Genomic DNA, 22,335 nt, shown 5'->3' on the forward strand with positions numbered 1-22,335 from the left:
TGTTGCCAGCGTGCGCTCTTTCCGGTGCGTCAGACCCAGCCGAACGCGGACAGCACCATATCGATCAGCTTGATGCCGATGAACGGCACGATGATCCCGCCCAGGCCATAAACCAGCAGATTGCGGCGCAACAGGATCGCCGCGCCTAGCGCGCGGTAACGCACGCCTTTCAACGCCAGCGGAATCAGCAGCACGATGATCAGCGCGTTGAAAATCACCGCCGACATGATCGCGGAAGCCGGCGTGGCCAGATGCATCACGTTCAGCGCATTCAACGCCGGATACGTCGACGCGAACGCGGCCGGGATGATCGCGAAGTACTTGGCAACGTCGTTGGCGATCGAGAACGTGGTCAGCGAGCCGCGCGTCATCAGCATCTGCTTGCCGATCTCGACGATCTCGATCAGCTTGGTCGGGTTCGAATCGAGGTCGACCATATTGCCGGCCTCTTTCGCGGCCTGCGTGCCGGTGTTCATCGCGACCGCGACGTCGGCCTGCGCGAGCGCGGGCGCGTCATTGGTGCCGTCGCCGGTCATCGCGACCAGACGCCCTTCGGCCTGGTGCGCGCGAATCGTCGCGAGCTTGGTTTCCGGCGTCGCCTCGGCGAGGAAATCGTCGACGCCCGCTTCGGCCGCGATCGCCGCCGCGGTCAACCGGTTGTCGCCCGTCACCATCACGGTCTTGATGCCCATCTTGCGCAATTCGCCAAAACGCTCCTTGATGCCGCCCTTCACGATGTCCTTCAGCTCGATCACGCCGAGCACGCGGGCACCGCGTTCGCCCTTCTCGGCGACCACGAGCGGGGTGCTGCCACGCCGCGCGACTTCCGCGACCGCGTGGTCGACTTCGTTCGGAAACCGCCCGCCGTTCGCTTCGACGTAATGCTTGATCGCATTGGCCGCGCCCTTGCGAATCTCGCGGTCCGGCAGATCGACGCCGCTCATGCGCGTTTGCGCGCTGAACGCGAGAAACACCGCATGCAGCGACGACATCTCGCGCTGACGGATGTTGAAGCGCTGCTTCGCGAGCACGACGATGCTGCGGCCTTCCGGCGTTTCGTCGGCGAGCGACGACAGTTGCGCGGCATCGGCGAGAGCTTCTTCGCTGAGCCCCGGCGCCGGCACGAACTGCGAAGCCTGGCGGTTGCCGAGCGTGATCGTGCCGGTCTTGTCGAGCAGCAGCACGTCGACGTCGCCGGCCGCTTCGACCGCGCGGCCCGAAGTCGCAATCACGTTGGCCTGCATCATGCGGCTCATGCCGGCCACGCCGATCGCCGACAGCAGGCCGCCGATCGTGGTCGGAATCAGGCACACGAGCAGCGCGACCAGCGCGGTGATCGTCACCACGTGGCCAGCCTTGGCGGCCTCGACCGAGAACATCGAGAACGGCAGCAGCGTCGCGGTAGCGAACAGCATCACGATCGTCAGCGCGACCAGCAGGATGGTCAGCGCGATTTCGTTCGGCGTTTTCTGACGCTTCGCGCCTTCGACCATCGCGATCATCCGGTCGAGAAACGCCTCACCCGGATTCGCGGTCACCCGCACGACGATCCAGTCCGACAGCACGCGCGTGCCGCCCGTCACCGACGAAAAGTCGCCGCCCGACTCGCGGATCACCGGCGCGGATTCACCGGTAATCGCCGATTCGTCGACCGACGCGACGCCGTCGATCACGTCGCCGTCGGCCGGGATCACGTCGCCGGTCTCGACCAGCACGACGTCGCCGCGACGCAGATCGGACGCCGTCAGGATGCGGATCGGCGACTTCGGATGCGGCTCGTTCAGCTTCTTGGCCATCACGTCTTTCTTCGCGCTGCGCAGCGACGCCGCCTGAGCCTTCGAGCGGCCCTCGGCGAGCGCTTCCGCGAAGTTCGCGAACAGCACCGTGAACCACAGCCACAGCGTGACCGCGAGAATGAAGCCCGCGGGCGCCTCGGCCTGGCCGCCGAGCGCGGCGATCCACAGAATCGTGGTCAGAATGCTGCCGACGTACACGCAGAACATCACCGGATTCCGAAATTGCGTGCGCGGCGTGAGCTTTTTAAAGGAGTCCACGATGGCCGGGCGCAGCAGCGCCGGGTCGAACATGGACCTCGTAGCGTTATGTTCAGTCATTGAATCCTCGAATATCGCTGTACGCGCGCCGCGGTTTTGCCTGGCCTTGCCCGGCATCCGCCGCCGGCGCGCGCTTTTTCAACTACGCTTTTGACGTGTCAGTCGCGGGTTCAAACGGGCCGCGTCAATGCGCGCCCATCATGATCAGATGCTCGACGCCCGGACCGAGCGCAAGCGCCGGCACATACGTCAGCGCACCGACCAGCAGCACCGTGCCGAGCAGCAGCACGACGAACAGCGGCCCATGCGTCGGCAACGTGCCGCCGGTCGCGCCGATGCGCTTTTTCGCGGCGAGCGAGCCGGCGATCGCGAGCACCGGCACGATCGTGCCGAAGCGGCCGAACCACATCGCGATAGCGGTGAGCCCGTTGTAGAACGGCGTGTTCACCGTGAGACCCGCGAACGCACTGCCGTTGTTGTTGGCGGCCGAGCTGAACGCATAGAGGATTTCGGAGAAGCCGTGCGCGCCCGGGTTCGCGATGCCGGCCTTGCCGGCGTCGGTGAGCACCGCGATCGACGTGCCGACCAGCACCAGCAGCGGCGTGAGCAGCACGACGATCGACACCATCTTCATCTCGTACGCCTCGATCTTCTTGCCGACGTACTCGGGCGTGCGGCCGATCATCAGGCCCGCGACGAACACCGCGAGCAGCGCGAACACGAGCATCCCGTACATGCCGGAGCCGACCCCGCCGAAGATCACTTCGCCGAGTTGCATCAACAGCATCGGATACAGGCCGCCGATCGGCGTCAGGGAGTCGTGGGTGTTGGCGACCGCGCCGCATGAAGCCGCCGTCGTCGCGACCGTGAAGATGCCCGACTGCGCGATGCCGAAGCGCGTTTCCTTGCCTTCCGCATTGCCGCCCGATTGCAGCGCATTCGCCGACTGATCGATGTTGAGCGCGGCGAACGCCGGATTGCCGGACTGCTCGGCGCTGATTTCGCCGAACACGCACACGCCGAACGCGATCGTCATCGCCGCGAGCACGGCCACCCCCTGCTTGCGATCGCCGATCGTGCGCCCGAACACGAGCGCAAGCGCCGCCGGGATCAGCAGGATCGACAAGATCTGCACGAAGTTCGAGAACGGCGTCGGGTTTTCGTACGGATGCGCGGAGTTGCCGTTGAAGAAGCCGCCGCCGTTGGTGCCGAGCATCTTGATCGCTTCCTGCGACGCGACCGGACCCATCGCGATGGTTTGCGTGGTCACCGGCGTGTCGACCGTGACGGGGTTGCCCTTCGCGTCCTTGACCGGATTGCCTTGCGCGTCGAGCTTCGGCGCCGCATAGGTGGTGGTCTGCAGCGTCGGCACGTCCCGATACGCTTTGAAGTTCTGGATCACGCCCTGACTCATCAGAAGAGCCGCGACGATCATCGACATCGGAATCAGCACGTACATCGTCACGCGCGTGATGTCCACCCAGAAGTTGCCGATGGTCTGCGCGGTATGCCGCGCGAAACCGCGGATCAGCGCGATCACGACGACGATACCGGTAGCCGCCGACAGGAAGTTCTGCACGGTCAGGCCGAGCATCTGCGTCAGATAGCTGACGGTCTGCTCAGGCGTGTAGTCCTGCCAGTTGGTGTTGGTGACGAAGCTGACGGCCGTGTTGAACGCGCCGTCGACCGTCATCGGGCCGAACTGCTGCGGATTGCCCGGCAGCCAGCCCTGCACGCGCAGTAGCACGTACAGGAAGAAGGCGCCGAACGCGTTGAATGCGATCGTCGCGATCGCGTAGTGCCGCCAGTTCATTTCCGCCGACGAATCGACACCGGCGATCCGATAGAGCAAGCGCTCGAACGGGGCGCCGACGCGCAGCACGCGCGAGCTGCCGTCCATCACCGCGCCGATATACCTCGATACGGGCACCGCGGCAGCCAGCAGCGCGACGATAAAAAGACTCGCTTGCAGAACATTGTTCGGGTTCATTCAATGTCCTCCGCGCGCAGCAGCGCATACACGAGATAAATAAACAGCAGCGCGGTGGACGCACCGGCGAGCCACATCATCCAGTTCATCAACGCGCTCCCGGTCCACGGCGAAACTGCACCAGCTTCTCGCAGCCGCCAATCAATCCGAAGGTCAGCACGGCAAACAGCACCAGGCCCCCGACATACAGCACATCCATTTTTGTTCTCCATTCACGGACTTTGGATAGGTGCAACGGTATGCCGATCGACCTAAAGGCCTGGTCAAAGATCGTGGGGTGCGCATAAAAATCGCGTAAACGGACAGGGCCGCGCCGTCTTGCGATGGCGCGGCCCTTGGGCGAGCTGCGGAAGGTATCTGTGCGCGTGCCGGCGCGCGCGCTCCGGTTACGGCAGCAGGATCGTCGAGCCCGTCGTGCGACGCCCTTCGAGGTCCGCATGCGCGCGGCCGACGTCCGGCAGCGCGTAACGCTGATTGATGCTGGTCTTGACCTTGCCCGAAGTGAGCACGTCGAACAGGTCCGCCGACATCGCTTCGTAATCGCTGCGTTTGGCCATGTACGTAAACAGCGTCGGACGCGTGAAGAACAACGAACCGCGTCCCGCGAATTCGGACGAATCGATCGGCGGCAACGGGCCCGACGCATTGCCGAAGCTCACGAACAACCCGAGCGGCGCGAGACAATCGAGTGACCTTTCGAAGGTGTCGCGGCCGATCGAATCGTAGACGACCGGCACGCCCGCGCCGTTGGTGATCTCGCGCACGCGTTTGGTGAAGTTGTCGCGCGTGTAGACGATCGCGTGGTCGCACCCGTGCGCTGTCGCGATTTCGGCTTTTTCGTCAGAGCCGACGGTGCCGATCACGGTCGCGCCGAGCGCCTTCGCCCACTGGCACACCAGCAGACCGACGCCGCCCGCCGCGGCCTGAATCAGAATGGTGTCACCGGCTTTCACTTTGTAGGTGCGGCGCAACAGATACTGCGCGGTGAGACCCTGCAGCATCACCGACGCCGCCTGCTCGTCAGTCACGCCATCGGGCAGCTTGACGACCTGCGCCGCCGGCAGCACGCGCTCCTGCGCATACGCGCCCGGCGGCCGCGCGACATAGGCAACCCGGTCGCCGGCCTTGAGCCCCGTCACGTCCGGGCCGACCGCGCTCACTTCGCCGGCCGCCTCCATGCCGAGCCCGCCCGGCAACGGCAGCGGATACAGACCGGTGCGGAAATACACGTCGATGAAGTTCAGACCGACTGCCGTCTGACGAATACGGATCTCGCCCGCGCCGGGTTCGCCTACTTCGACGTCGACCCATTTCATCACTTCCGGGCCGCCGGTTTTATCGAATCGGATTGCCTTGACCATCATGTCTCCTTGCTCACTCTCGATATGGGGTAGCTAGCGGTGAACTGCCCCGCGCGTTGTCAGGCCTGGCCCGTCATACGCAGCGTCAACACGTCGAGCACCATGCGCGCTGTCGAGATGTTCGTCGCGCACGGAATGTTGTGCACGTCGCAGGCGCGCACCAGCGCGTTGATATCCGGCTCGTGCGGCTGGGGCGTCATCGGGTCGCGCAGGAAGATCACCATGTCCACCCGCCCTTCCGCAAGTTGCGCGCCGATCTGCAGGTCGCCGCCGTGCGGACCGGACAACATCCGCTCGACCTTCAGCCCATGCGTGTCGCTGATGCGTCCGCCGGTCGTGCCGGTCGCGACGATCTCGCAGCGCGCGAGCGTATCGACGTATTCGCCGGCCAGTTTGACGATGTCGTCCTTCTTGTGATCGTGCGCGATCAGCGCGATGCGGGTCATGACGTGACACTCCTCGAAGCGTGTGATTGTCGTTGTTGTAGTGGGCAGTTTTGCGCGCGGCTCAATAGGTGCCCGGATAAGCGCCGCCATCGATCAGCCAGTTCTGCCCGGTGATGTAGCCCGCGTGCACGCTGCACAGGAACGCGCACGCGCGGCCGAATTCGTCGCGATTGCCGAAGCGTCCGGCCGGGATCGTCTTCATGCGCTGTTTGCGCGCGTCGTCGACGGAAATGTTCTGCGACTTTGCCTGCGCCTCGAACGTGACCGCGATGCGGTCGGTGTCGAACAGCCCCGGCAGCAGGTTGTTGATCGTCACGCCGGTCGGCGCGACCTTGCGCGCGAGGCCCGCGACGAAGCCGGTCAGGCCCGAGCGCGCGCCGTTTGAGAGTCCCAGCACGTCGATCGGCGCCTTCACCGCCGAACTCGTGATATTGACGATGCGCCCATAGCCACGCGCGCTCATCGAATCGATGGTCTGACGGATCAGCTCGATCGGCGTGAGCATGTTGCTCTCGAGCGCGCGGATCCAGTCGTCGTGCGTGAAATTGCGGAAGTCGCCCGGCGGCGGGCCGCCCGCATTGTTGACGAGAATGTCCGGCTGCGGGCACGCGGCGAGCGCGGCGGCGCGGCCTTCGGGCGTGGTGATGTCGCACGCGACGGTCTTCACTTCGACGCCGCTCTGCTTGCGGATCTCCGCGGCAGTGGCCTCGAGCGTTTCAGCGGTGCGCGCGACGATCGTCAGATTGACGCCTTCGGCGGCGAGCGCTTCCGCGCAGCCGCGTCCGAGTCCCTTGCTCGCCGCGCAAACCAGCGCGGTACGTCCTGCGATTCCCATGTCCATCTGTGTGTCCTCCTGTCGGGTCCCGGCGCGAGCGCGCGCGGGCGTTGCGAAGTTTCCCCCGATTCTAGAAGAATCGGTGCCGGACTGCCGCCGGGGCGCTGCAATCTCCGGTATCGTCCGGGACCACTCTTTCGATAAACTTGCGCGATGGCGCGCCTGGCCGCCCGTTCGTCCGCCACGCGTGAACGGCACGGCCGGTCAGTTGCGCGCCGAACCTATCCACCTTGCCGCCGCGCGCGAGCCCGCCATGACCCAGGACAGCCGTTTTCCGAATCTATTCATCCTCGATCACCCGCTGATCCAGCACAAGCTGTCGCACATGCGCGACCGGGACACGTCGACCCGTACATTCCGCGATCTGCTGCGCGAAATCACGCTGCTGATGGGCTACGAGATCACCCGCAATCTGCCGATGACCACGCGGCGCATCCACACGCCGCTGGTGGAGATCGACGCGCCGGTCATCGCCGGCAAGAAACTGGCGATCGTGCCGGTGCTGCGCGCGGGCATCGGCATGTCGGACGGGCTGCTCGAGCTGGTGCCGTCGGCCCGCGTCGGCCACATCGGCGTGTACCGCGCGCAAGATCATCGTCCGGTCGAATATCTGGTGCGGCTGCCGGACCTCGAAGACCGCGTGTTCATCCTGTGCGATCCGATGGTCGCGACCGGCTACTCGGCGGTGCACGCGGTCGACGTGCTCAAGCGCCGCAACGTGGCCGGCGAGAACATCATGTTTCTCGCGCTGGTTGCCGCGCCCGAAGGGGTACAGGTGTTCCAGGACGCGCACCCCGACGTCAAGCTGTATGTCGCGTCGCTCGATTCGAAGCTGAACGAGCACGCTTACATCGTGCCGGGCCTCGGCGATGCGGGTGACCGGCTGTTCGGCACCAAGAACTGAGGTGCCCAGCGGCGGCGGCGCCGGTGTAGATGCGGCGCGCTGTTCGCGGGACGTAGTTCGCGCCGCTGCTATTTCATTTCCGCTTGATTTTCATCGCATTTCCGGCCGGTTTCGCGCCACCGCGCGCTCTGCCGCACACCCGCGGCGTGATAAAATTCGAATCCGCTCGACCCACGGCTCGGCCTCCAACACCGGCCCCTCGCATCGGCCGGCGCACCGCGTTCACGCGCCGTCTGTCCGATCCGCGCCGCGTTTGCCGCGGGAGCGCCGTCCTGTCCCATTGCGCCGCTGGCTTTGGCCTCGCTTGCCCGGCCGGGCGGGATTCAACTGGCGCAAAGCGGCTAATGACGAACGAACGTGGGCCAACGCAGCCGGCCACGAGTGGAGATGAGCGGTAGCAGGCTGAAGGCGCCCGGCACCCACTACCCGGCCGCGAGCGGACTGCGGCGAGGTGCGGCAACGGCCCACGGCAACGGGCGATGACCGCCAGCCTGCCACCGCAAACCAGCGCATGGCACCGGCAGACGGGTGCCGGGCGGGTCGACATCGAGGCGCGCGAAGCGCCCGGCTTCGCAACGACAATTGCACTATGCGTGCGCCCCGCTGGCGCGCGCGACGGAGAAAAGTATGGCGGGTCATTCGAAATGGGCCAATATCAAGCATAAGAAAGCAGCGGCCGATGCCAAGCGTGGCAAGATCTGGACGCGGCTCATCAAGGAAATCCAGGTCGCGGCCCGGCTGGGCGGCGGCGAAATCGACTCCAACCCGCGCTTGCGGCTCGCCGTCGACAAGGCGTACGACGCCAACATGCCGAAGGACAACATCAACCGCGCGATCCAGCGCGGTGTCGGCGGCGCGGACGGCGCGAACTACGAGGAAATCCGCTACGAAGGCTATGGCATCGGCGGCGCGGCGGTGATCGTCGACACGATGACCGACAACCGCACCCGCACGGTCGCGGAAGTGCGTCACGCATTCTCGAAAAACGGCGGCAACATGGGCACCGACGGCTCGGTGTCGTTCATGTTCGATCACGTCGGCCAGTTCCTGTTCGCACCCGGCACCGCCGAAGACGCGCTGATGGAAGCCGCGCTCGAAGCCGGCGCCGACGACGTCGTCACGAACGACGATGGCAGCATCGAAGTGCTGTGCCCGCCGAACGATTTTTCGAAAGTGAAGGCTGCGCTCGAGGCCGCTGGCTTCAAGGCCGAACTGGCCGAAGTCACGATGAAGCCGCAGACCGAAGTCGAATTCAGCGGCGACGACGCGCTCAAGATGCAGAAGCTGCTCGACGCGCTGGAAAATCTTGATGACGTGCAGGACGTCTATACGAACGCGTCGATCGCCGACGAGTGAGCGTGCGCCGGCAACGCGTGAAGCACATCGTGTGCGCCACCAGGCCGCCGGAGTTCAGATGCCGTTTGTCGTTGCCGTTGATGGTTTATTGCACGGCTGAGCGTTTCGCTCGGCCGTTTATGGTTTTCAAGTCTCGGGGATTCACATGAAGTTACTCGTCGTCGGTTCCGGCGGTCGCGAACATGCGCTCGCATGGAAGCTCGCGCAATCGCCGCGGGTTCAGCTCGTCTACGTCGCGCCCGGCAACGGCGGCACCGCTCAGGACGAGCGTCTGCGCAACGTCGACATCACCGAGCCGGCCGCGCTCGCGGATTTCGTCGAAAAAGAACAGATCGCCTTCACGCTGGTCGGGCCGGAAGGGCCGCTCGCGGCCGGCATCGTCAACCTGTTCCGCTCGCGTGGTCTGAAGATTTTCGGACCGACTCGGGAAGCCGCCCAGCTCGAAAGCTCGAAGGACTTCGCGAAGGCGTTCATGAAGCGCCACGCCATCCCGACCGCCGAATACGAAACCTTCGCCGATGTCGCCGCCGCGCACGCGTATCTGGACGCGAAGGGTGCGCCGATCGTGATCAAGGCCGACGGCCTCGCGGCCGGCAAAGGCGTGGTGGTCGCGCAAACGCTGGAAGAAGCGCACGCCGCGGTCGACATGATGCTGTCGGACAACAAGCTCGGCGATGCCGGCGCGCGCGTCGTCATCGAGGAATTCCTCGCTGGCGAAGAAGCGAGCTTCATCGTGATGGTCGATGGCAAGCACGTACTGCCACTCGCGTCGAGTCAGGATCACAAGCGCCTGCTCGACGGCGACCAGGGGCCGAACACCGGCGGGATGGGCGCCTATTCGCCCGCGCCGATCGTCACGCCGCAACTGCACGCACGCGTGATGCGCGAAATCATTCTGCCGACCGTGCGCGGTATGGAGAAGGAAGGCATTCGCTACACGGGCTTCCTGTACGCGGGCCTGATGATCGACGCGCAAGGCAACCCGAAGACGCTCGAATTCAACTGCCGGATGGGCGACCCCGAAACGCAGCCGATCATGGCGCGTCTGAAAGGCGACTATTCGAAGGTGGTCGAGCAGGCGATCGCCGGCGCGCTCGATACCGTCGAGCTCGAATGGGATCGCCGCACCGCGCTCGGCGTCGTGCTCGCCGCGCACAATTATCCGGACACCCCGAGGAAGGGCGATCGCATCAACGGCATCCCGGCGGAAACCGCGCACGCCGTCACGTTCCACGCCGGCACCACGCTGACCGACGGTAAGCTGACCACCTCCGGCGGCCGGGTGCTGTGCGTCGTCGGTCTCGCGGATTCAGTGCGCAGCGCGCAGACGGCCGCCTACGAAACGATCAACCAGATCTCATTCGACGGCATGCAGTATCGCCGCGACATCGGCTATCGCGCGCTGAACCGCAAGCACGACGCCAGGCACTGAGCGCCTGCCTGCCCCGCTCGCTTGTATACGGCGCGGGGCCCAGCGCGCGAGACGGCAGACCGCGCTGGGCTAAACTGCCGGCGCTGCATTGTTTTTGGCGCCCGGCGCGGCGAACTGGCAAGCGGGCATCCGGGCAAACCCGGGTGGTTAGTCCAGCAGCCCGCCGCCCGACGTCCGCGTTTTGCGTCGGCATCGCGCGCGCCCGCAATGCGCAAAGCCGGCTACGCGCCAGTTGAGCGCCAGCTGAGCGCCGAGTACGAGCGTAGCCGGCGCGCTCCCGAAGAACCCCGCGGCACGACGAGCGTGCCGCCCCAGCATCCGCATTCATGAGCAATTCAAGCTACGACGCACAGGCCGTGCGCAGCTGGCTGCAAGGCCTGCAATCGCATATCGCGGACACGCTCGGCGCCTTCGACGGCACGCCGTTCGCGACCGACGCATGGCAACGCGCGCCCGGCGAAACGCTGCGCGGCGGCGGCCTCACGCGGATCCTCGAAGGCGGCCAGTGCTTCGAGCGCGCGGGCATCGGCTTTTCGGACGTTGCGGGCGATGCGCTGCCCGGCTCGGCAAGTGCCGCGCGGCCGCAACTGGCGGGACGCGGCTTCGAGGCTATGGGCGTGTCGCTCGTGCTGCACCCGCTCAATCCGCACTGCCCGACGGTGCACATGAACGTGCGTCTGCTGATCGCGACGAAGCCAGGCGAAGCGCCGGTGTTCTGGTTCGGCGGCGGCATGGATCTCACGCCCTACTACGGCTACGAGGAAGACGCGCGGCACTTCCATCGCGTGTGCCGCGACGCACTCGATCCGTATGGCGCGGACCTGTATCCGCGCTTCAAGCGCTGGTGCGACGACTACTTTTTCCTCAAGCACCGCAACGAACCGCGCGGCATCGGCGGCATTTTCTTCGACGATTTCTGCGAGCCGGATTTCGAGCAATCGTTCGCGATGCTCAAAAGCGTCGGCGACGGCTTTCTGAACGCCTATCTGCCGATCATCGAGCGGCGCCGCGACACGCCGTACGGCCAGGCCGAGCGCGAATTCCAGGCGTACCGGCGTGGCCGCTACGTCGAATTCAATCTGGTCTTCGACCGTGGCACACTATTTGGGCTGCAAAGCGGCGGACGCACCGAATCGATCCTGATGTCGATGCCGCCGGTGGTGAACTGGCGCTATAACTGGCAGCCCGAGCCGGGCACGCCGGAAGCGCGTTTGTACAGCGATTTTCTCGTGCCGCGCGAGTGGGTGTGACGCGCAAGCGCCATGGTTGCCTACCGTCGACAAAGGATCCTCACCTGAAGCCAAACGCTCATCCTGTTGCCCTGCCTCGCCGGATCGGTCTGCTGGGTGGCACTTTCGACCCCATCCACGACGGCCACCTCGCGCTTGCGCGGCGTTTCGCCCACGTGTTGCGGCTGACCGAACTGGTGCTGCTGCCGGCCGGCCAGCCGTGGCAAAAGGCGGACGTGTCGCCGGCCGAGCACCGGCTCGCGATGACACGCGCCGCCGCCGGCTCGCTCATCCTGCCGGGCGTCACCGTGCGCGTGGCGACCGACGAAATCGAACACGACGGCCCGACCTACACGGTCGAAACACTGCAACGCTGGCGCGAACGCGAAGGCGGCGACGCGTCGATCACACTGCTGATGGGCGCCGATCAACTGGTGCATCTGGACACGTGGCGCGACTGGCGGCGCCTGTTCGACCTCGCGCACATCGGCGTGGCCACCCGGCCCGGCTTCGACCTCACGTCGATCCCGCCCGCGCTCGCGCAGGAAATCGCCGCACGCCGCGCCGAGGCCGACGTGCTGCAGGCAACACCCAGTGGTCATCTGCTGATCGACACGACACTTGCATTCAACGTGTCGGCCACCGACATTCGCGCGCATCTGCGCGAAAAGGTGAGCCAGCGGCTCGCACTAGCGGGCGGCGAAGCGCAGGATCAGGCTGCAAGCCACGTCCCCGCCTCGGTGTGGGACTATATTCTTCAACATCATCTGTACCACCGATAACTCCATGGATATTCGCAAACTGCAGCGCGTGATCGTCGACGCTCTCGAAGACGTCAAAGCGCAAGACATCAAGGTGTTCAACACCACCCATCTGACCTCGCTGTTCGATCGCGTGGTCGTCGCGAGCGGCACGTCGAACCGGCAAACCAAGGCGCTCGCGTCGAGCGTGCGCGAAGGCGTGAAGGAAGCCGGCGGCGAGATCATCAGCACCGAAGGCGAGGACATCGGCGAATGGGTGCTGGTCGATTGCGGCGACGCGATCGTCCACATCCTGCAGCCAGCGCTGCGCCAGTACTACAACCTCGAAGAGATCTGGGGCGACAAGCCGGTGCGCATCAAGCTGTCGACGCCGAATCCGTTTGGCGGCGCACGCGCGAGCGACGCCGACGACGACGAAGAAGACGACGACGCGCCGGCCGCGAAGCCCGCGCGCAAGACGACCGCCCGCCGCAAGTAGGCTCGTGCCGTTGTTTTCCTCGCGATGAAACTGCATATCCTCGCCGTCGGCCACAAGATGCCGGACTGGATCGCGGCCGGCTTCGACGAGTACGCGAAGCGCATGCCGCCTGAGCTGCGCATCGAGTTGCGCGAGCTCAAACCCGAGCAACGTTCGTCGGGGCGGTCGGCCGAAAGCGTGATGGCCGCCGAGCGGCAGAAGATCGAAGCCGCGCTGCCGAAGAACGCGCGCATCGTCGCGCTCGACGAACGCGGCAAGGACTGGACCACGATGCAGCTCGCGAGCGCGCTGCCGGCCTGGCAGCAGGACGGGCGCGACGTGGCGTTTCTGATCGGTGGCGCGGATGGGCTCGATCCCGAGCTGAAGGCGCGGGCCGATATGATGCTGCGCGTCTCGAGCCTCACGCTGCCGCACGCGATGGTGCGCGTGCTGCTCGCCGAGCAGCTTTACCGCGCGTGGACCATTACTCAAAATCATCCGTATCACCGCGCGTAGGGCATCGAGCGTGCGTCAGCGATACGCATCGCTTCGCCGGCGTGTATTGCGGCGCTCGACGCGGTGCTGCGCCGTATGGTTTGCCAAGTCATGTCGATCAGTTCACGAGATGTGCGCCGCACCGCTCGCTCACTGAGCTGGTCCAGGCTGATCCGCCGTTCAGCGTTCTCACCACCTTCACACCATCCGCATCCCGCTCCCCCGAGACTCCGTTCATGCCCACGTCCTCCGCTTCGCTGCATCCGTTCGTCTATCTCGCGTCGCAAAGTCCGCGCCGTCAGGAGCTGTTGCAACAGCTCGGCGTGCGTTTCCAGTTGTTGCTGCCGCGGCCGGACGAAGACGCCGAAGCGCTCGAAGCCGAACAGCCGGGCGAACCGGCGCGCGACTACGTGCAGCGCGTATGCATCGCGAAAGCGCATGCGGCGCGCGCACGGCTCGTCGATGGCGGCCACGCGGCGCGGCCGATCCTCGTGGCCGACACCACTGTGACGGTCGACGACGCGATTCTCGGCAAGCCCGTCGATGTCGACGACGCAGTGGCGATGCTCACCCGGCTCGCGGGCCGCACGCACCAAGTGCTGACCGCGGTCGCGGTGATCGATGCGGACGGCGTGTTGCTGCCCGCCGCGCTGTCGGTGTCGAAGGTGCGTTTTGCTGCGGTGCACGCGGACGTGCTACGTCGCTACGCGGCCAGCGGCGAACCGCTCGGCAAAGCCGGCGCCTATGGCGTGCAGGGCCGCGCGGCGGAGTTTATCGAGCATATCGACGGGTCCTATTCGGGTATCATGGGTTTGCCGCTTTTTGAAACCGCTGCCCTCCTGCGCGCAGCGCGCATCGACTTCTAGAACAACACCATGAATGAAGAAATCCTGATCAATGTCACGCCGCAGGAAACGCGCGTAGCGTTCGTTCAGCAGGGCGCCGTCCAGGAACTTCACGTCGAACGAACGCTGTCGCGCGGGCGCGTCGGCAATGTGTATCTCGGCAAGGTGGTGCGGGTGCTGCCGGGCATGCAATCCGCGTTCATCGACATCGGTCTCGAGCGCGCCGCGTTCCTGCACGTGGCCGATATCTGGCATCCGCGCATCGCCGGCGAGGCAGCGCATCAGGCACCGCATCAGCCGATCGAAAAGATCGTCTTCGAAGGTCAGACGCTGATGGTGCAGGTCGTCAAGGATCCGATCGGCACGAAGGGCGCGCGGCTGTCCACGCAGGTGAGCATCGCCGGGCGCACGCTCGTGTATCTGCCGCAGGAACCGCATATCGGCATCTCGCAGAAGATCGAAAGCGAAGCGGAACGCGAGGCCGTGCGCGCGCGTCTGACCGCCGTGCTGCCCGCCGACAAGAAAGGCGGCTACATCGTGCGCACGATCGCCGAAGACGCGAGCAGCGAGGAACTCGCCGCCGACGTCGCCTATCTGCGCAAGACGTGGGCGACGATCCTATCGCAGGGGCAGCGCATGCCGCCCACCAGCCTGCTCTACCAGGATCTGAATCTGGCGCAGCGCGTGCTACGCGACTTCGTCAACGATGACACGTCGCGCATCCAGATTGATTCACGCGAGACGTTTCAGATGCTTGTCGATTTCGCGACAGAATTCACGCCCGCCGTTTCATCGAAGCTGCACCACTACACCGGCGAGCGGCCGCTTTTCGATCTGTACAACATCGAGACCGAAATTCAGCGCGCACTGTCACGCCGGGTGGATCTGAAGTCGGGCGGCTATCTCGTGATCGACCAGACCGAAGCGATGACGACGATCGACGTGAACACCGGCGGCTATGTCGGCGCACGCAATTTCGACGACACGATCTTCAAGACCAATCTCGAAGCCGCGCATACGATCGCGCGGCAACTGCGGCTGCGCAACCTGGGCGGCGTCATCATCATCGATTTCATCGATATGGAAAACGTCGAGCACCGCGATCAGGTGCTGGGCGAACTGAAGAAAGCGTTGTCGCGCGACCGTACGCGCGTGACGGTCAACGGATTCTCCCAGCTTGGGCTCGTCGAGATGACGCGCAAGCGCACGCGTGAGTCGCTCGCGCACGTGCTGTGCGAGCCCTGTCCGGTTTGCCAGGGCAAGGGACAGGTGAAGACGGCTCGCACGGTGTGCTACGACGTGCTGCGCGAGATTCTGCGCGAGTCACGGCAGTTCAACCCGCGTGAGTTTCGCGTGGTCGCATCGCAGCAGGTGATCGATCTGTTTCTCGAAGAAGAGTCGCAGCATCTGGCGATGCTGATCGATTTCATCGGCAAGCCGGTGTCGCTGCAGGTCGAGTCGAATCTGAGCCAGGAGCAGTACGATATTGTTTTGATGTAGCTTAATTGACGTTTATCTACGTTCATTCAAAACCGCTGAAGTCCTTTACTGTCGGGCGTTTCTCGGAAATTCAAGTTAATCGCCGTTGATCGCCGTACAATGGAAGCGCGCCTCTGATGGGTAGCTAGGGGGCGCATTACTCTGAAGTAGGATCGACATAGCGAAGATCCAAACCAAACTCCTCACCGACATTCAGATCCACAAGTGGATTCGCGCCGGTTCGGCTGTCGCAAAGTCGGACGGCGGCGGGCTCACATTCACTCTGTCGGCTGCCGGCGCGGCCACATCGGTTCTACGCTTCAGGCACGGCGGCCGGCGACAGGAAGTGACGCTCGGGCGATACCCCGATATGACGCTGTCGGCTGCCCGATTGAGCGCGAGCAAAAAGCGCCTGGCGGTTGTCGACGGCACGAACCCGGCCGACGAAGTGCGCAAGGTCAAAACGCGGCGAGACTGGACCATGCGCGAGCTTATCCGGGACTATCGCGCCCTCGTGCTGTGCGAGATGGCCGACAGCACACAGCGCAGCTATGAACGGAACCTGAAGCGTATTGAGAACGGCATGGGCGCTATGTCCGTTCAATCGGTCGCCCCCGGCTGATGTCGTCGCACAGATCGAGCGCGTAAAGGCCGGATGGGTCGAATTGTTTACGCTGTGGTGCGTGCTGCGCGGAGTGTTCAAACACGCGACGGGTAAAAAGGTCATCGTGGCCAGCCCGTGTGCCGGCATCCAGCTTGAGGCGATCATCGGCAAGCGGCCGGAAGTGCGTAGCAGCTGATGCTGACCGACGAAGAAATCCACGTCCTGACCAATGCCGCGATGAGCGAGGAAAACCGCTTTTCTGTCTGCATCCTGCTTGCAACGGGTGTTCGCGCTTCCGAGTTGTTCACCGCGCAGCAGGCCGATGTGTTTCTCGACGCGGCGCGTTGGCATATCCCGGCGAGCAAGGCCGGGCCCGCGATGGATATCCCCCTTGCCCCGATCGTCGTTGAATGGTTCGAGCGCCTGGCGCGCCGCGATGCGTTGAGTTCCATCCAGTCTCACCGGCTTGGTACGGCGGACGATGACCCGACGACCGTCCTGAAAAGTGCAGTGCAATCGGGCAAGGTGATCGCCGTCATCGAGCAGCGCCGCTCCTCGGGGGCGGGCAGCCGTAGCAGCAACGAGCCCCGGCCGCGTTCGATCACGTTCACGCCATCCCAGCTATTCAGGGGCACGGCCAGGATGGCGCGCGGCACTGGCGCATCTCCCCCTGCGTTGCCACGGCTTCCCGCTGAGGATGGCCTCCGCGATATGGTTTGCCAAACCAGGCGACGTGCTGCCCGATGGCACTATCGCGACGCCCGTTGCCACACCCTTCGCCGATGCGCAGCCTTTCGAATATGCTGAAGAGGCGCTGTCAGGCGACTCGATGAACCTCGCTGGCAACCTGACACCCATCATGGGCACGGCCGGAAGCTAGTTCACGAATCCGGGCAGCGGCCAAATGCGCATGTACGGCCAGGGCGGTTTTCCTGTCGTCGATTTTGATTTCGATCACGACCACGGACAGGGCGTTCCACACGCACACAACTGGGAAGACGGTGGCGGCCCCTTCCCCATTCGCGGCCCGGGCGTGCGATTTTCGCCGCTCCCTTGATACCCGGTTGCACGATTATCCATCCAGCGATCGCACCTACACCCGTACTTGGTCATCATGAAAACCCGATACAACTACCACGACGCCGAGCTCGTCGGCTGTGCATACTCTCGCGCTGATGCAGCGCTCCTGCTCAGTTTCGCGTGCGTCGACGGATCGACACCGAAGCTGATGTTTTCCAAGGTCACCGCCGTGCGCGTCAATGATTTTAATCAACAAAATGTTGTGTCGCGACTGCTGATCTCGCCGTCGCACACGTTCACTCCTGACGAGATCCGCACCTATGTGAATTGGGCGAACAGCCAGCACGACTATCGAGCCTCGATGACAAACGAGAAGGCCCAGACGATCGCCGCGACCGTTGCCGAAAAGCAGTCCATCCTGTTCGTACTGGAGCCGTCTGTCGGCGCGGAAGTCGTCGCGCTATGCCAGAGTTTGCAGGAAATTGACTGAACCCGGCGCGGCGAAGGGCTGGCGCATTGCGTACCGCCGTCTCTCGATCAGACCAGTTACGGTGACAAACAGGCTAACGTTCAAGCACCCACCCGCAATCAGCATAGGACGACAACATGACACGCGCCTCTTGCAAGGCATTGCAAACCGTCGTGGCCCACCTGTGCATCGCTTGGAAAAGGTATCTGCTGTCGCTCGCAGCGTCTTCGCGTGGCAAGCGAACCGAGCACGGTACACCATGCGTATCGATCTCATCCTGACGCTTTAGGAGCGGTTCGACTCGCCCCAGATGCGAAAGACAAGAGCGGCTGCGGCCCGTGCGTTGCAGGCAAGCGAAGACACCAATGCTGATGCCGTGGGCGATTTGCTCGATTTCCTCGATCAAATCGGGTTCCTCGTGTCCCGGCGCGCGATAGACCTAGATGCAGTGTATGAATTCTTCGAGGGGTGGCTCGTGCCGTACTGTCAGAAAACTTCATCGCGTCGTGCGCGTTGGCGTATTGAAGACGATGCGCCTGATCTGTATTCGAAACTCGAAGAGCTCTTTCAGGCCCTCGCGGTCCGCGAACCACGGGAAACAGGCGGAACCCCACACCGCACGCCTAAACAGATCGATGACTTTCTCCGGTGCGAAGCGGCTCTAACTCCAGAATGACCATGGCAGCAATCGCCATTGGTTCCTGGATAGCACAAGCACACCTCTGTCCGGTGCGTGCGGCTGTAGCGGTGCGGCAAACTAACCTGTCCGGCACGCCTGGCAAGGGCGCGCAGTGCAGGCTCGGCCGCATCCCGTCGCCTGCGGCACGGCCGCTGGCGACACCGTTACAAGATAAGTATTGACGCTGCGCCACTTGGCGCGTAATGTGCCGTTCGAAGTTCAAGAAGTTCGATTGCTGTTCATCAATTGCTCGCTACTCAGCGGTATTCGTTGTCCTCTCCCTCCTTGAAGCTTCACGCACTCTTTCACAGAGCAAATCTTCGTTTTTTTTACTCAGGGATTCTTATGGATACCGGCACCGTTAAGTGGTTCAACGACAGCAAAGGCTTTGGCTTCATCACCCCGGACAAGGGCGGCGACGACCTGTTCGCTCACTTTTCCGAAATCAGGGGCGATGGCTTCAAGACGCTGGCTGAAAATCAGAAGGTGAGCTTCGAAACGAAGCAAGGCCCCAAGGGCCTGCAAGCGGCTAACATCCAGCCGATCTAAAGTTGAAGGGCCCGGCCTCCCGCCAGGGATGCCGGGTTGCAGCAACCCCCTCGCGGAGCTTTGTCTCCCTCGGTTGGCGCGACCGCTCCTGATTCGCATCGGTTATCGAGCAGTTCGCCAAGCGCAATACGCGCCGCTGCGCCTCATTCCGCCCTCGGGCTTCAACGCCATTTCTCGCTTTCCGACCGCATCAAATCCGGCTCGAATGCTTCAAATCGGCGGACCCGTGCGCTTTTCGCAAGGCACGAGCGCACTCAAATATCATTAAAATTAAAATGCAGAACAAGCAAACTCAACAATACAACGGCTATGCCGTCCAATCCTCGGCGCATCGTTTGCCCGACGGTAGCTTTTCATCCAACCTGCTGCTCGAACGCATCGATAGCGGGCGCGCCGAAGGCCGCTACTGCTTCTATTCGCTCGACTACTTCAAGAGTGAAGCGCAGGCATTGCAGCACTCGACTCAGTGGGCACGCACCTGGGTCGACACACGCGGTTAAAGACGACGCTACGGTCGGAAAGACTCGACCAAGCGCAGGCGCCAGCGCGGTTGCAATACCAACCGCTATCCCGATACCCATACTCCTCGCGCATTGCTTTTAACGGCGCAGCAGCGCTTTGCCGAGTTCGGCAATCAACTGACTTTGCTGGTACGGCTTGCGCAGCCGCGGGATGCCGTTTTCCACGCCCTCCGGCAGTTCCGCATAGCCGGTCGCAAGAATGACTGGCAGGCCCGGCCGCAGCGCCCTGGCCGCTTCGGCCAGTTCGACGCCCGTCATCTTTGGCATCACGTAGTCGGTCAGGAGCAGATCGATGGGCTGGCCATTTCTCAGAATCTCCAGAGCGGCCGCACCCGAATCGGTTTCAATCACTTCAAGACCAAGATCTTCCAGCAGGTAGTGCGTGCTTGTCGCGATCAGCGGATCGTCGTCAACCAGCAGTATCACTCCACGAACTTCTGTTTCCGCGGCGGATGGCGTAACGACATCCGCTGTGGAATTCGCAGCAGGCATGTCGGTGTCGCGCCAGCTCACGGGCAACCACAGCGACGCCTGCGTGCCGTGACCGACGGCACTTTCGATCCGTAATGCGCCGTTGAGTTGGCGTGCAAGGCCGTGAATCATCGAAAGGCCGAGCCCGGTGCCTTTACCAATCTCCTTGGTCGTGAAGAACGGCTCCGTCGCTTTGGCAAGCGTCGCCGCATCCATGCCGCAGCCGGTGTCGCTGACCGTGACGCGTACGTACTCCCCTGCCGCCAGTTCCTTCGCGCCGGAAGATCGGACAGTGTCGATGTTGATGGTCAACGTACCGCCGTCGGGCATGGCGTCTCGCGCATTGACCGCGAGATTGAGGATCGCCAGTTCGACCTGATTGGCATCAGCGAGTGTCGACGGCAGAAGCGGAATACATTCGATCCGCAGTTCAATAGCGGAACCAATTGAACGCTCCAGCAAATTGACCATGCCGTGAACCAGCGTGGACATGTGCACGGGTTCGACCTTCAGATCCTGCTGGCGCGCGAACGCGAGCAGCCGCTGCGTGAGTACCGCTCCGCGCTGCGCGCCGCGCAGCGCTCCATCGAGAAGCGTGCTCAGTCTGGCATGAGCCGATGCTTCCTTGCGGGCGAGTTCGAGATTGGCCATGATCGCCATCAGCAGATTGTTGAAATCATGCGCGATCCCGCCCGACAACTGACCGACCATTTCCAGCTTCTGGATCTGCCGCAGCAGTTCTTCGGTGCGCTCACGCTGCCGGATTTCATCAAGGACGATCCGGTGTGCATCCCGAAGCTCCGCCGTGCGCTCCAGCACTTTAGCCTCGAGGGATTCGTTGACACGACGCAGCGCGCCTTCGGATTCCTTGCGCGCCGTGATATCGGAGAACACGCCTACCAGCCTGTCCGCCCTGCCGGTGTCGTCGTACAGCACACGCGCCCGGACATCGACCCAGTGCACGATTGCGCTGGGCCAGACGTTCCGATATTCAATCGCGTAGTCAGCGCCCGTTTCGACGCTCGTCTTCACGGCCTGCTGCATCCGTGCGCGGTCGTCGGGATGGACGCTCGCCACCAGTTCCGGGTACGTGAAACTGTCGTCTTCGCCGCGACCGAAGATCGCGCGGCAAGTGCTCGAGGTGGTCAAGGTTCCCGTGTCGAGGTCCAGTTCCCACGAGCCAAGCTGACCGGCAGTCAGCGCCGTATGCAAGCGTGCCTCGCCTTCATGCAGCTGTTCGATCCGTGAGCGCGCCTCGAACTGCCGATGCCGGCCGCGCACCGCGGTACCAATCACGCTGACGAACGTCGTTGGATGAAATGGCCGCTCGATGAAAGTCACATTGCCCAGCGCCGCCGTCAGTCGTCTCACCATCAGATTGCGGTCCACCGCACCCGCGCGCCTGGTCAGCACGATAAACGGAAAGTCGGACCACGCCGGTTGAGAGGCGACCCACTGAGACAGCGCATGCAGGTCGGCCATGACCAGCGCCTCCTCGGTGGCCACGGCGCAACAGATCGAATCATCCAGCCGTGCTGCCAATCCGTGCACGTCGTTGCAGGCAAACGACGCAGTGTCGACCTCGCGCAGCAATGCGGCAGCGACAGCGGCATCCCGCCCGGACGGCGCGAGCAGCAGCACCGGACAGACGTGGTGATCAGGCATCGCCATCAGCGCCCGCGTTTTGCTGGAGCAGCGCGCCCTTGCCAGCGAAGATCGGCACGCCGCGAAGTACGCCCTGGAAATCGTCCAGAGGCGCGCCGACCACCAGTCCGGCGTTGCCGATCCGGAATTCGCGGATCGACTCTTCGTGGTAACCCGTGCGCTTCTTGATGACAGAGACCGCGCGACGCACGCGACCCAGCGCTTCGAAATAGCGCAGCAGAATGACCGTGTCCGCGAGATAGGTCACGTCAACCGGTGCTTTCATGTCGCCAACCAGCCCGTGCTGCGCAACGGTCAGGAAGGTGTTGGCACCTTGGCGATTCAGATACTGCAGCAGTTCATGGACGTGCAGGATCAGTGAATTCTCCTGCGGCATCGCCGCCTGATAGCCGTTCAGACTGTCGATGACGACGGTTTTTGCCTGCGCGGAATCGACTGAAGCACGCACGCGATGGGCGAATTCTCCCGGTGACAGTTCGGCTGCATCGACCTGTTCGATATGCAGACCGCCGCCATCGCGCATGGCTTCGAAGTCGAACCCCATCGCGCGCATCCGGTCGTAGAGCAGTCCCAGTTCCTCGTCGAATACGAACAGCGCAGCCTTCTCGCCACGCTTGATAGCGGCCGCAACGAATTGCAGCGAAAAAAGACTCTTGCCCGTGCCCGCTGGGCCCAGGATAAGCGTGCTCGAGCCCTGCTCGACGCCACCGCCG

25 protein-coding genes are annotated in these 22,335 nt (G+C 63.7%); 16 read left to right on the plus strand and 9 right to left on the minus strand.

Annotation, left to right across the window (positions count from 1 at the left end):
* Positions 1 to 29 precede the first annotated feature (29 nt).
* The 7 genes from kdpB to VGH68_RS24725 all read right to left on the minus strand — a co-directional run bounded on the left by kdpB (position 30) and on the right by VGH68_RS24725 (position 6,692).
* Positions 30 to 2,114, minus strand: coding sequence for a potassium-transporting ATPase subunit KdpB (kdpB, locus tag VGH68_RS24695; RefSeq protein ID WP_331606335.1), 2,085 nt, complete (start codon positions 2,112 to 2,114; stop codon positions 30 to 32).
* A 124-nt stretch (positions 2,115 to 2,238) separates the two neighbouring features.
* Positions 2,239 to 4,044, minus strand: a complete 1,806-nt coding sequence (kdpA, locus tag VGH68_RS24700; protein ID WP_331606336.1) for a potassium-transporting ATPase subunit KdpA — start codon at positions 4,042 to 4,044, stop codon at positions 2,239 to 2,241.
* Positions 4,041 to 4,133, minus strand: coding sequence for a K(+)-transporting ATPase subunit F (kdpF, locus tag VGH68_RS24705; protein WP_233829071.1), 93 nt, complete (start codon positions 4,131 to 4,133; stop codon positions 4,041 to 4,043). Before kdpF ends, kdpA begins: the two co-directional genes overlap by 4 nt.
* Positions 4,133 to 4,243 carry a potassium ABC transporter ATPase gene (locus VGH68_RS24710; protein ID WP_331606337.1) on the minus strand — a complete coding sequence of 37 codons (111 nt, stop codon included), beginning with the start codon at positions 4,241 to 4,243 and terminating at the stop codon, positions 4,133 to 4,135. Before VGH68_RS24710 ends, kdpF begins: the two co-directional genes overlap by 1 nt.
* Before the next feature lie 187 nt (positions 4,244 to 4,430).
* Positions 4,431 to 5,405 carry a quinone oxidoreductase gene (locus VGH68_RS24715; protein WP_331606338.1) on the minus strand — a complete coding sequence of 325 codons (975 nt, stop codon included), beginning with the start codon at positions 5,403 to 5,405 and terminating at the stop codon, positions 4,431 to 4,433.
* Between the two features lie 59 nt (positions 5,406 to 5,464).
* A complete protein-coding gene (locus tag VGH68_RS24720; RefSeq protein ID WP_331606339.1) occupies positions 5,465 to 5,851 on the minus strand; it encodes a methylglyoxal synthase in 387 nt (128 codons plus the stop codon).
* A gap of 61 nt (positions 5,852 to 5,912) precedes the next feature.
* On the minus strand, positions 5,913 to 6,692 hold the full coding sequence (locus tag VGH68_RS24725) for an SDR family oxidoreductase (RefSeq protein ID WP_331606340.1): 780 nt from the start codon (positions 6,690 to 6,692) through the stop codon (positions 5,913 to 5,915).
* 247 nt (positions 6,693 to 6,939) lie between these two features.
* On the opposite strand from VGH68_RS24725, the gene upp reads away from it, so the two are divergent.
* The 16 genes from upp (at position 6,940) to VGH68_RS24805 (ending at position 19,465) form a co-directional block, all read left to right on the plus strand.
* Complete coding sequence (gene upp / locus VGH68_RS24730) at positions 6,940 to 7,590, plus strand: uracil phosphoribosyltransferase (protein ID WP_331606341.1); 651 nt, start codon at positions 6,940 to 6,942, stop codon at positions 7,588 to 7,590.
* 627 nt (positions 7,591 to 8,217) lie between these two features.
* Positions 8,218 to 8,946: a YebC/PmpR family DNA-binding transcriptional regulator gene (locus VGH68_RS24735; protein WP_331606342.1), complete on the plus strand. Its 729-nt coding sequence runs from the start codon at positions 8,218 to 8,220 to the stop codon at positions 8,944 to 8,946.
* Between the two features lie 145 nt (positions 8,947 to 9,091).
* On the plus strand, positions 9,092 to 10,378 hold the full coding sequence (purD, locus tag VGH68_RS24740) for a phosphoribosylamine--glycine ligase (RefSeq protein ID WP_331606343.1): 1,287 nt from the start codon (positions 9,092 to 9,094) through the stop codon (positions 10,376 to 10,378).
* Between the two features lie 326 nt (positions 10,379 to 10,704).
* Complete coding sequence (gene hemF, locus VGH68_RS24745) at positions 10,705 to 11,628, plus strand: oxygen-dependent coproporphyrinogen oxidase (protein WP_331606344.1); 924 nt, start codon at positions 10,705 to 10,707, stop codon at positions 11,626 to 11,628.
* Between the two features lie 44 nt (positions 11,629 to 11,672).
* Entirely contained in the window at positions 11,673 to 12,389 is a 717-nt protein-coding gene (locus VGH68_RS24750) for a nicotinate-nucleotide adenylyltransferase (RefSeq protein WP_331606357.1), read from the plus strand.
* Between the two features lie 4 nt (positions 12,390 to 12,393).
* Positions 12,394 to 12,846 carry a ribosome silencing factor gene (gene rsfS, locus VGH68_RS24755; protein WP_331606345.1) on the plus strand — a complete coding sequence of 151 codons (453 nt, stop codon included), beginning with the start codon at positions 12,394 to 12,396 and terminating at the stop codon, positions 12,844 to 12,846.
* A gap of 24 nt (positions 12,847 to 12,870) precedes the next feature.
* The gene (rlmH, locus tag VGH68_RS24760; RefSeq protein ID WP_331606346.1) at positions 12,871 to 13,341 is read left to right on the plus strand and encodes a 23S rRNA (pseudouridine(1915)-N(3))-methyltransferase RlmH; all 471 of its coding nucleotides are present in this window, start codon (positions 12,871 to 12,873) and stop codon (positions 13,339 to 13,341) included.
* Between the two features lie 215 nt (positions 13,342 to 13,556).
* Positions 13,557 to 14,186, plus strand: coding sequence for a Maf family protein (locus tag VGH68_RS24765; protein WP_331606347.1), 630 nt, complete (start codon positions 13,557 to 13,559; stop codon positions 14,184 to 14,186).
* Between the two features lie 9 nt (positions 14,187 to 14,195).
* Positions 14,196 to 15,665, plus strand: coding sequence for a ribonuclease G (gene rng, locus VGH68_RS24770; RefSeq protein ID WP_331606348.1), 1,470 nt, complete (start codon positions 14,196 to 14,198; stop codon positions 15,663 to 15,665).
* Positions 15,666 to 15,855: 190 nt separating this feature from the next.
* Positions 15,856 to 16,266, plus strand: a complete 411-nt coding sequence (locus tag VGH68_RS24775; RefSeq protein ID WP_331606358.1) for an Arm DNA-binding domain-containing protein — start codon at positions 15,856 to 15,858, stop codon at positions 16,264 to 16,266.
* Positions 16,267 to 16,309: 43 nt separating this feature from the next.
* Positions 16,310 to 16,444, plus strand: coding sequence for a hypothetical protein (locus VGH68_RS24780; RefSeq protein ID WP_331606349.1), 135 nt, complete (start codon positions 16,310 to 16,312; stop codon positions 16,442 to 16,444).
* On the plus strand, positions 16,444 to 17,055 hold the full coding sequence (locus tag VGH68_RS24785) for a tyrosine-type recombinase/integrase (protein WP_331606350.1): 612 nt from the start codon (positions 16,444 to 16,446) through the stop codon (positions 17,053 to 17,055). The genes VGH68_RS24780 and VGH68_RS24785 overlap by 1 nt, the downstream gene beginning before the upstream one ends.
* 307 nt (positions 17,056 to 17,362) lie before the next feature.
* Positions 17,363 to 17,758: a hypothetical protein gene (locus tag VGH68_RS24790; protein WP_331606351.1), complete on the plus strand. Its 396-nt coding sequence runs from the start codon at positions 17,363 to 17,365 to the stop codon at positions 17,756 to 17,758.
* Positions 17,759 to 18,047: 289 nt separating this feature from the next.
* Entirely contained in the window at positions 18,048 to 18,413 is a 366-nt protein-coding gene (locus VGH68_RS24795) for a DUF4760 domain-containing protein (RefSeq protein ID WP_331606352.1), read from the plus strand.
* A 348-nt stretch (positions 18,414 to 18,761) separates the two neighbouring features.
* Positions 18,762 to 18,965, plus strand: a complete 204-nt coding sequence (locus VGH68_RS24800; RefSeq protein ID WP_331606353.1) for a cold-shock protein — start codon at positions 18,762 to 18,764, stop codon at positions 18,963 to 18,965.
* 275 nt (positions 18,966 to 19,240) lie between these two features.
* Positions 19,241 to 19,465, plus strand: a complete 225-nt coding sequence (locus VGH68_RS24805) for a hypothetical protein (RefSeq protein WP_331606354.1) — start codon at positions 19,241 to 19,243, stop codon at positions 19,463 to 19,465.
* Positions 19,466 to 19,564: 99 nt separating this feature from the next.
* Here VGH68_RS24805 and VGH68_RS24810 read toward each other — a convergent pair whose 3' ends face one another.
* Positions 19,565 to 21,628 carry an ATP-binding protein gene (locus VGH68_RS24810; protein WP_331606355.1) on the minus strand — a complete coding sequence of 688 codons (2,064 nt, stop codon included), beginning with the start codon at positions 21,626 to 21,628 and terminating at the stop codon, positions 19,565 to 19,567.
* Positions 21,615 to 22,335 (minus strand): ATPase domain-containing protein (locus VGH68_RS24815; RefSeq protein ID WP_331606356.1); only part of this gene is annotated, 721 nt, incomplete at its 5' end. The genes VGH68_RS24810 and VGH68_RS24815, both read right to left, overlap by 14 nt.

It is taken from the genome of Paraburkholderia sp. (genome assembly GCF_036488505.1).
GTDB lineage: Bacteria > Pseudomonadota > Gammaproteobacteria > Burkholderiales > Burkholderiaceae > Paraburkholderia.

Excerpts from the sequence above, each read along its gene's own strand:
- kdpB (WP_331606335.1), bottom strand. The coding sequence starts at position 2,114 with ATGACTGAACATAACGCTACGAGGTCCATGTTCGACCCGGCGCTGCTG.
- kdpA (WP_331606336.1), bottom strand. The coding sequence starts at position 4,044 with ATGAACCCGAACAATGTTCTGCAAGCGAGTCTTTTTATCGTCGCGCTG.
- kdpF (WP_233829071.1), bottom strand. The coding sequence starts at position 4,133 with ATGAACTGGATGATGTGGCTCGCCGGTGCGTCCACCGCGCTGCTGTTT.
- VGH68_RS24710 (WP_331606337.1), bottom strand. The coding sequence starts at position 4,243 with ATGGATGTGCTGTATGTCGGGGGCCTGGTGCTGTTTGCCGTGCTGACC.
- VGH68_RS24715 (WP_331606338.1), bottom strand. The coding sequence starts at position 5,405 with ATGGTCAAGGCAATCCGATTCGATAAAACCGGCGGCCCGGAAGTGATG.
- VGH68_RS24720 (WP_331606339.1), bottom strand. The coding sequence starts at position 5,851 with ATGACCCGCATCGCGCTGATCGCGCACGATCACAAGAAGGACGACATC.
- VGH68_RS24725 (WP_331606340.1), bottom strand. The coding sequence starts at position 6,692 with ATGGACATGGGAATCGCAGGACGTACCGCGCTGGTTTGCGCGGCGAGC.
- upp (WP_331606341.1), top strand. The coding sequence starts at position 6,940 with ATGACCCAGGACAGCCGTTTTCCGAATCTATTCATCCTCGATCACCCG.
- VGH68_RS24735 (WP_331606342.1), top strand. The coding sequence starts at position 8,218 with ATGGCGGGTCATTCGAAATGGGCCAATATCAAGCATAAGAAAGCAGCG.
- purD (WP_331606343.1), top strand. The coding sequence starts at position 9,092 with ATGAAGTTACTCGTCGTCGGTTCCGGCGGTCGCGAACATGCGCTCGCA.
- hemF (WP_331606344.1), top strand. The coding sequence starts at position 10,705 with ATGAGCAATTCAAGCTACGACGCACAGGCCGTGCGCAGCTGGCTGCAA.
- rsfS (WP_331606345.1), top strand. The coding sequence starts at position 12,394 with ATGGATATTCGCAAACTGCAGCGCGTGATCGTCGACGCTCTCGAAGAC.
- rlmH (WP_331606346.1), top strand. The coding sequence starts at position 12,871 with ATGAAACTGCATATCCTCGCCGTCGGCCACAAGATGCCGGACTGGATC.
- VGH68_RS24765 (WP_331606347.1), top strand. The coding sequence starts at position 13,557 with ATGCCCACGTCCTCCGCTTCGCTGCATCCGTTCGTCTATCTCGCGTCG.
- rng (WP_331606348.1), top strand. The coding sequence starts at position 14,196 with ATGAATGAAGAAATCCTGATCAATGTCACGCCGCAGGAAACGCGCGTA.
- VGH68_RS24785 (WP_331606350.1), top strand. The coding sequence starts at position 16,444 with ATGCTGACCGACGAAGAAATCCACGTCCTGACCAATGCCGCGATGAGC.
- VGH68_RS24790 (WP_331606351.1), top strand. The coding sequence starts at position 17,363 with ATGAAAACCCGATACAACTACCACGACGCCGAGCTCGTCGGCTGTGCA.
- VGH68_RS24795 (WP_331606352.1), top strand. The coding sequence starts at position 18,048 with ATGCGAAAGACAAGAGCGGCTGCGGCCCGTGCGTTGCAGGCAAGCGAA.
- VGH68_RS24800 (WP_331606353.1), top strand. The coding sequence starts at position 18,762 with ATGGATACCGGCACCGTTAAGTGGTTCAACGACAGCAAAGGCTTTGGC.
- VGH68_RS24805 (WP_331606354.1), top strand. The coding sequence starts at position 19,241 with ATGCAGAACAAGCAAACTCAACAATACAACGGCTATGCCGTCCAATCC.
- VGH68_RS24810 (WP_331606355.1), bottom strand. The coding sequence starts at position 21,628 with ATGGCGATGCCTGATCACCACGTCTGTCCGGTGCTGCTGCTCGCGCCG.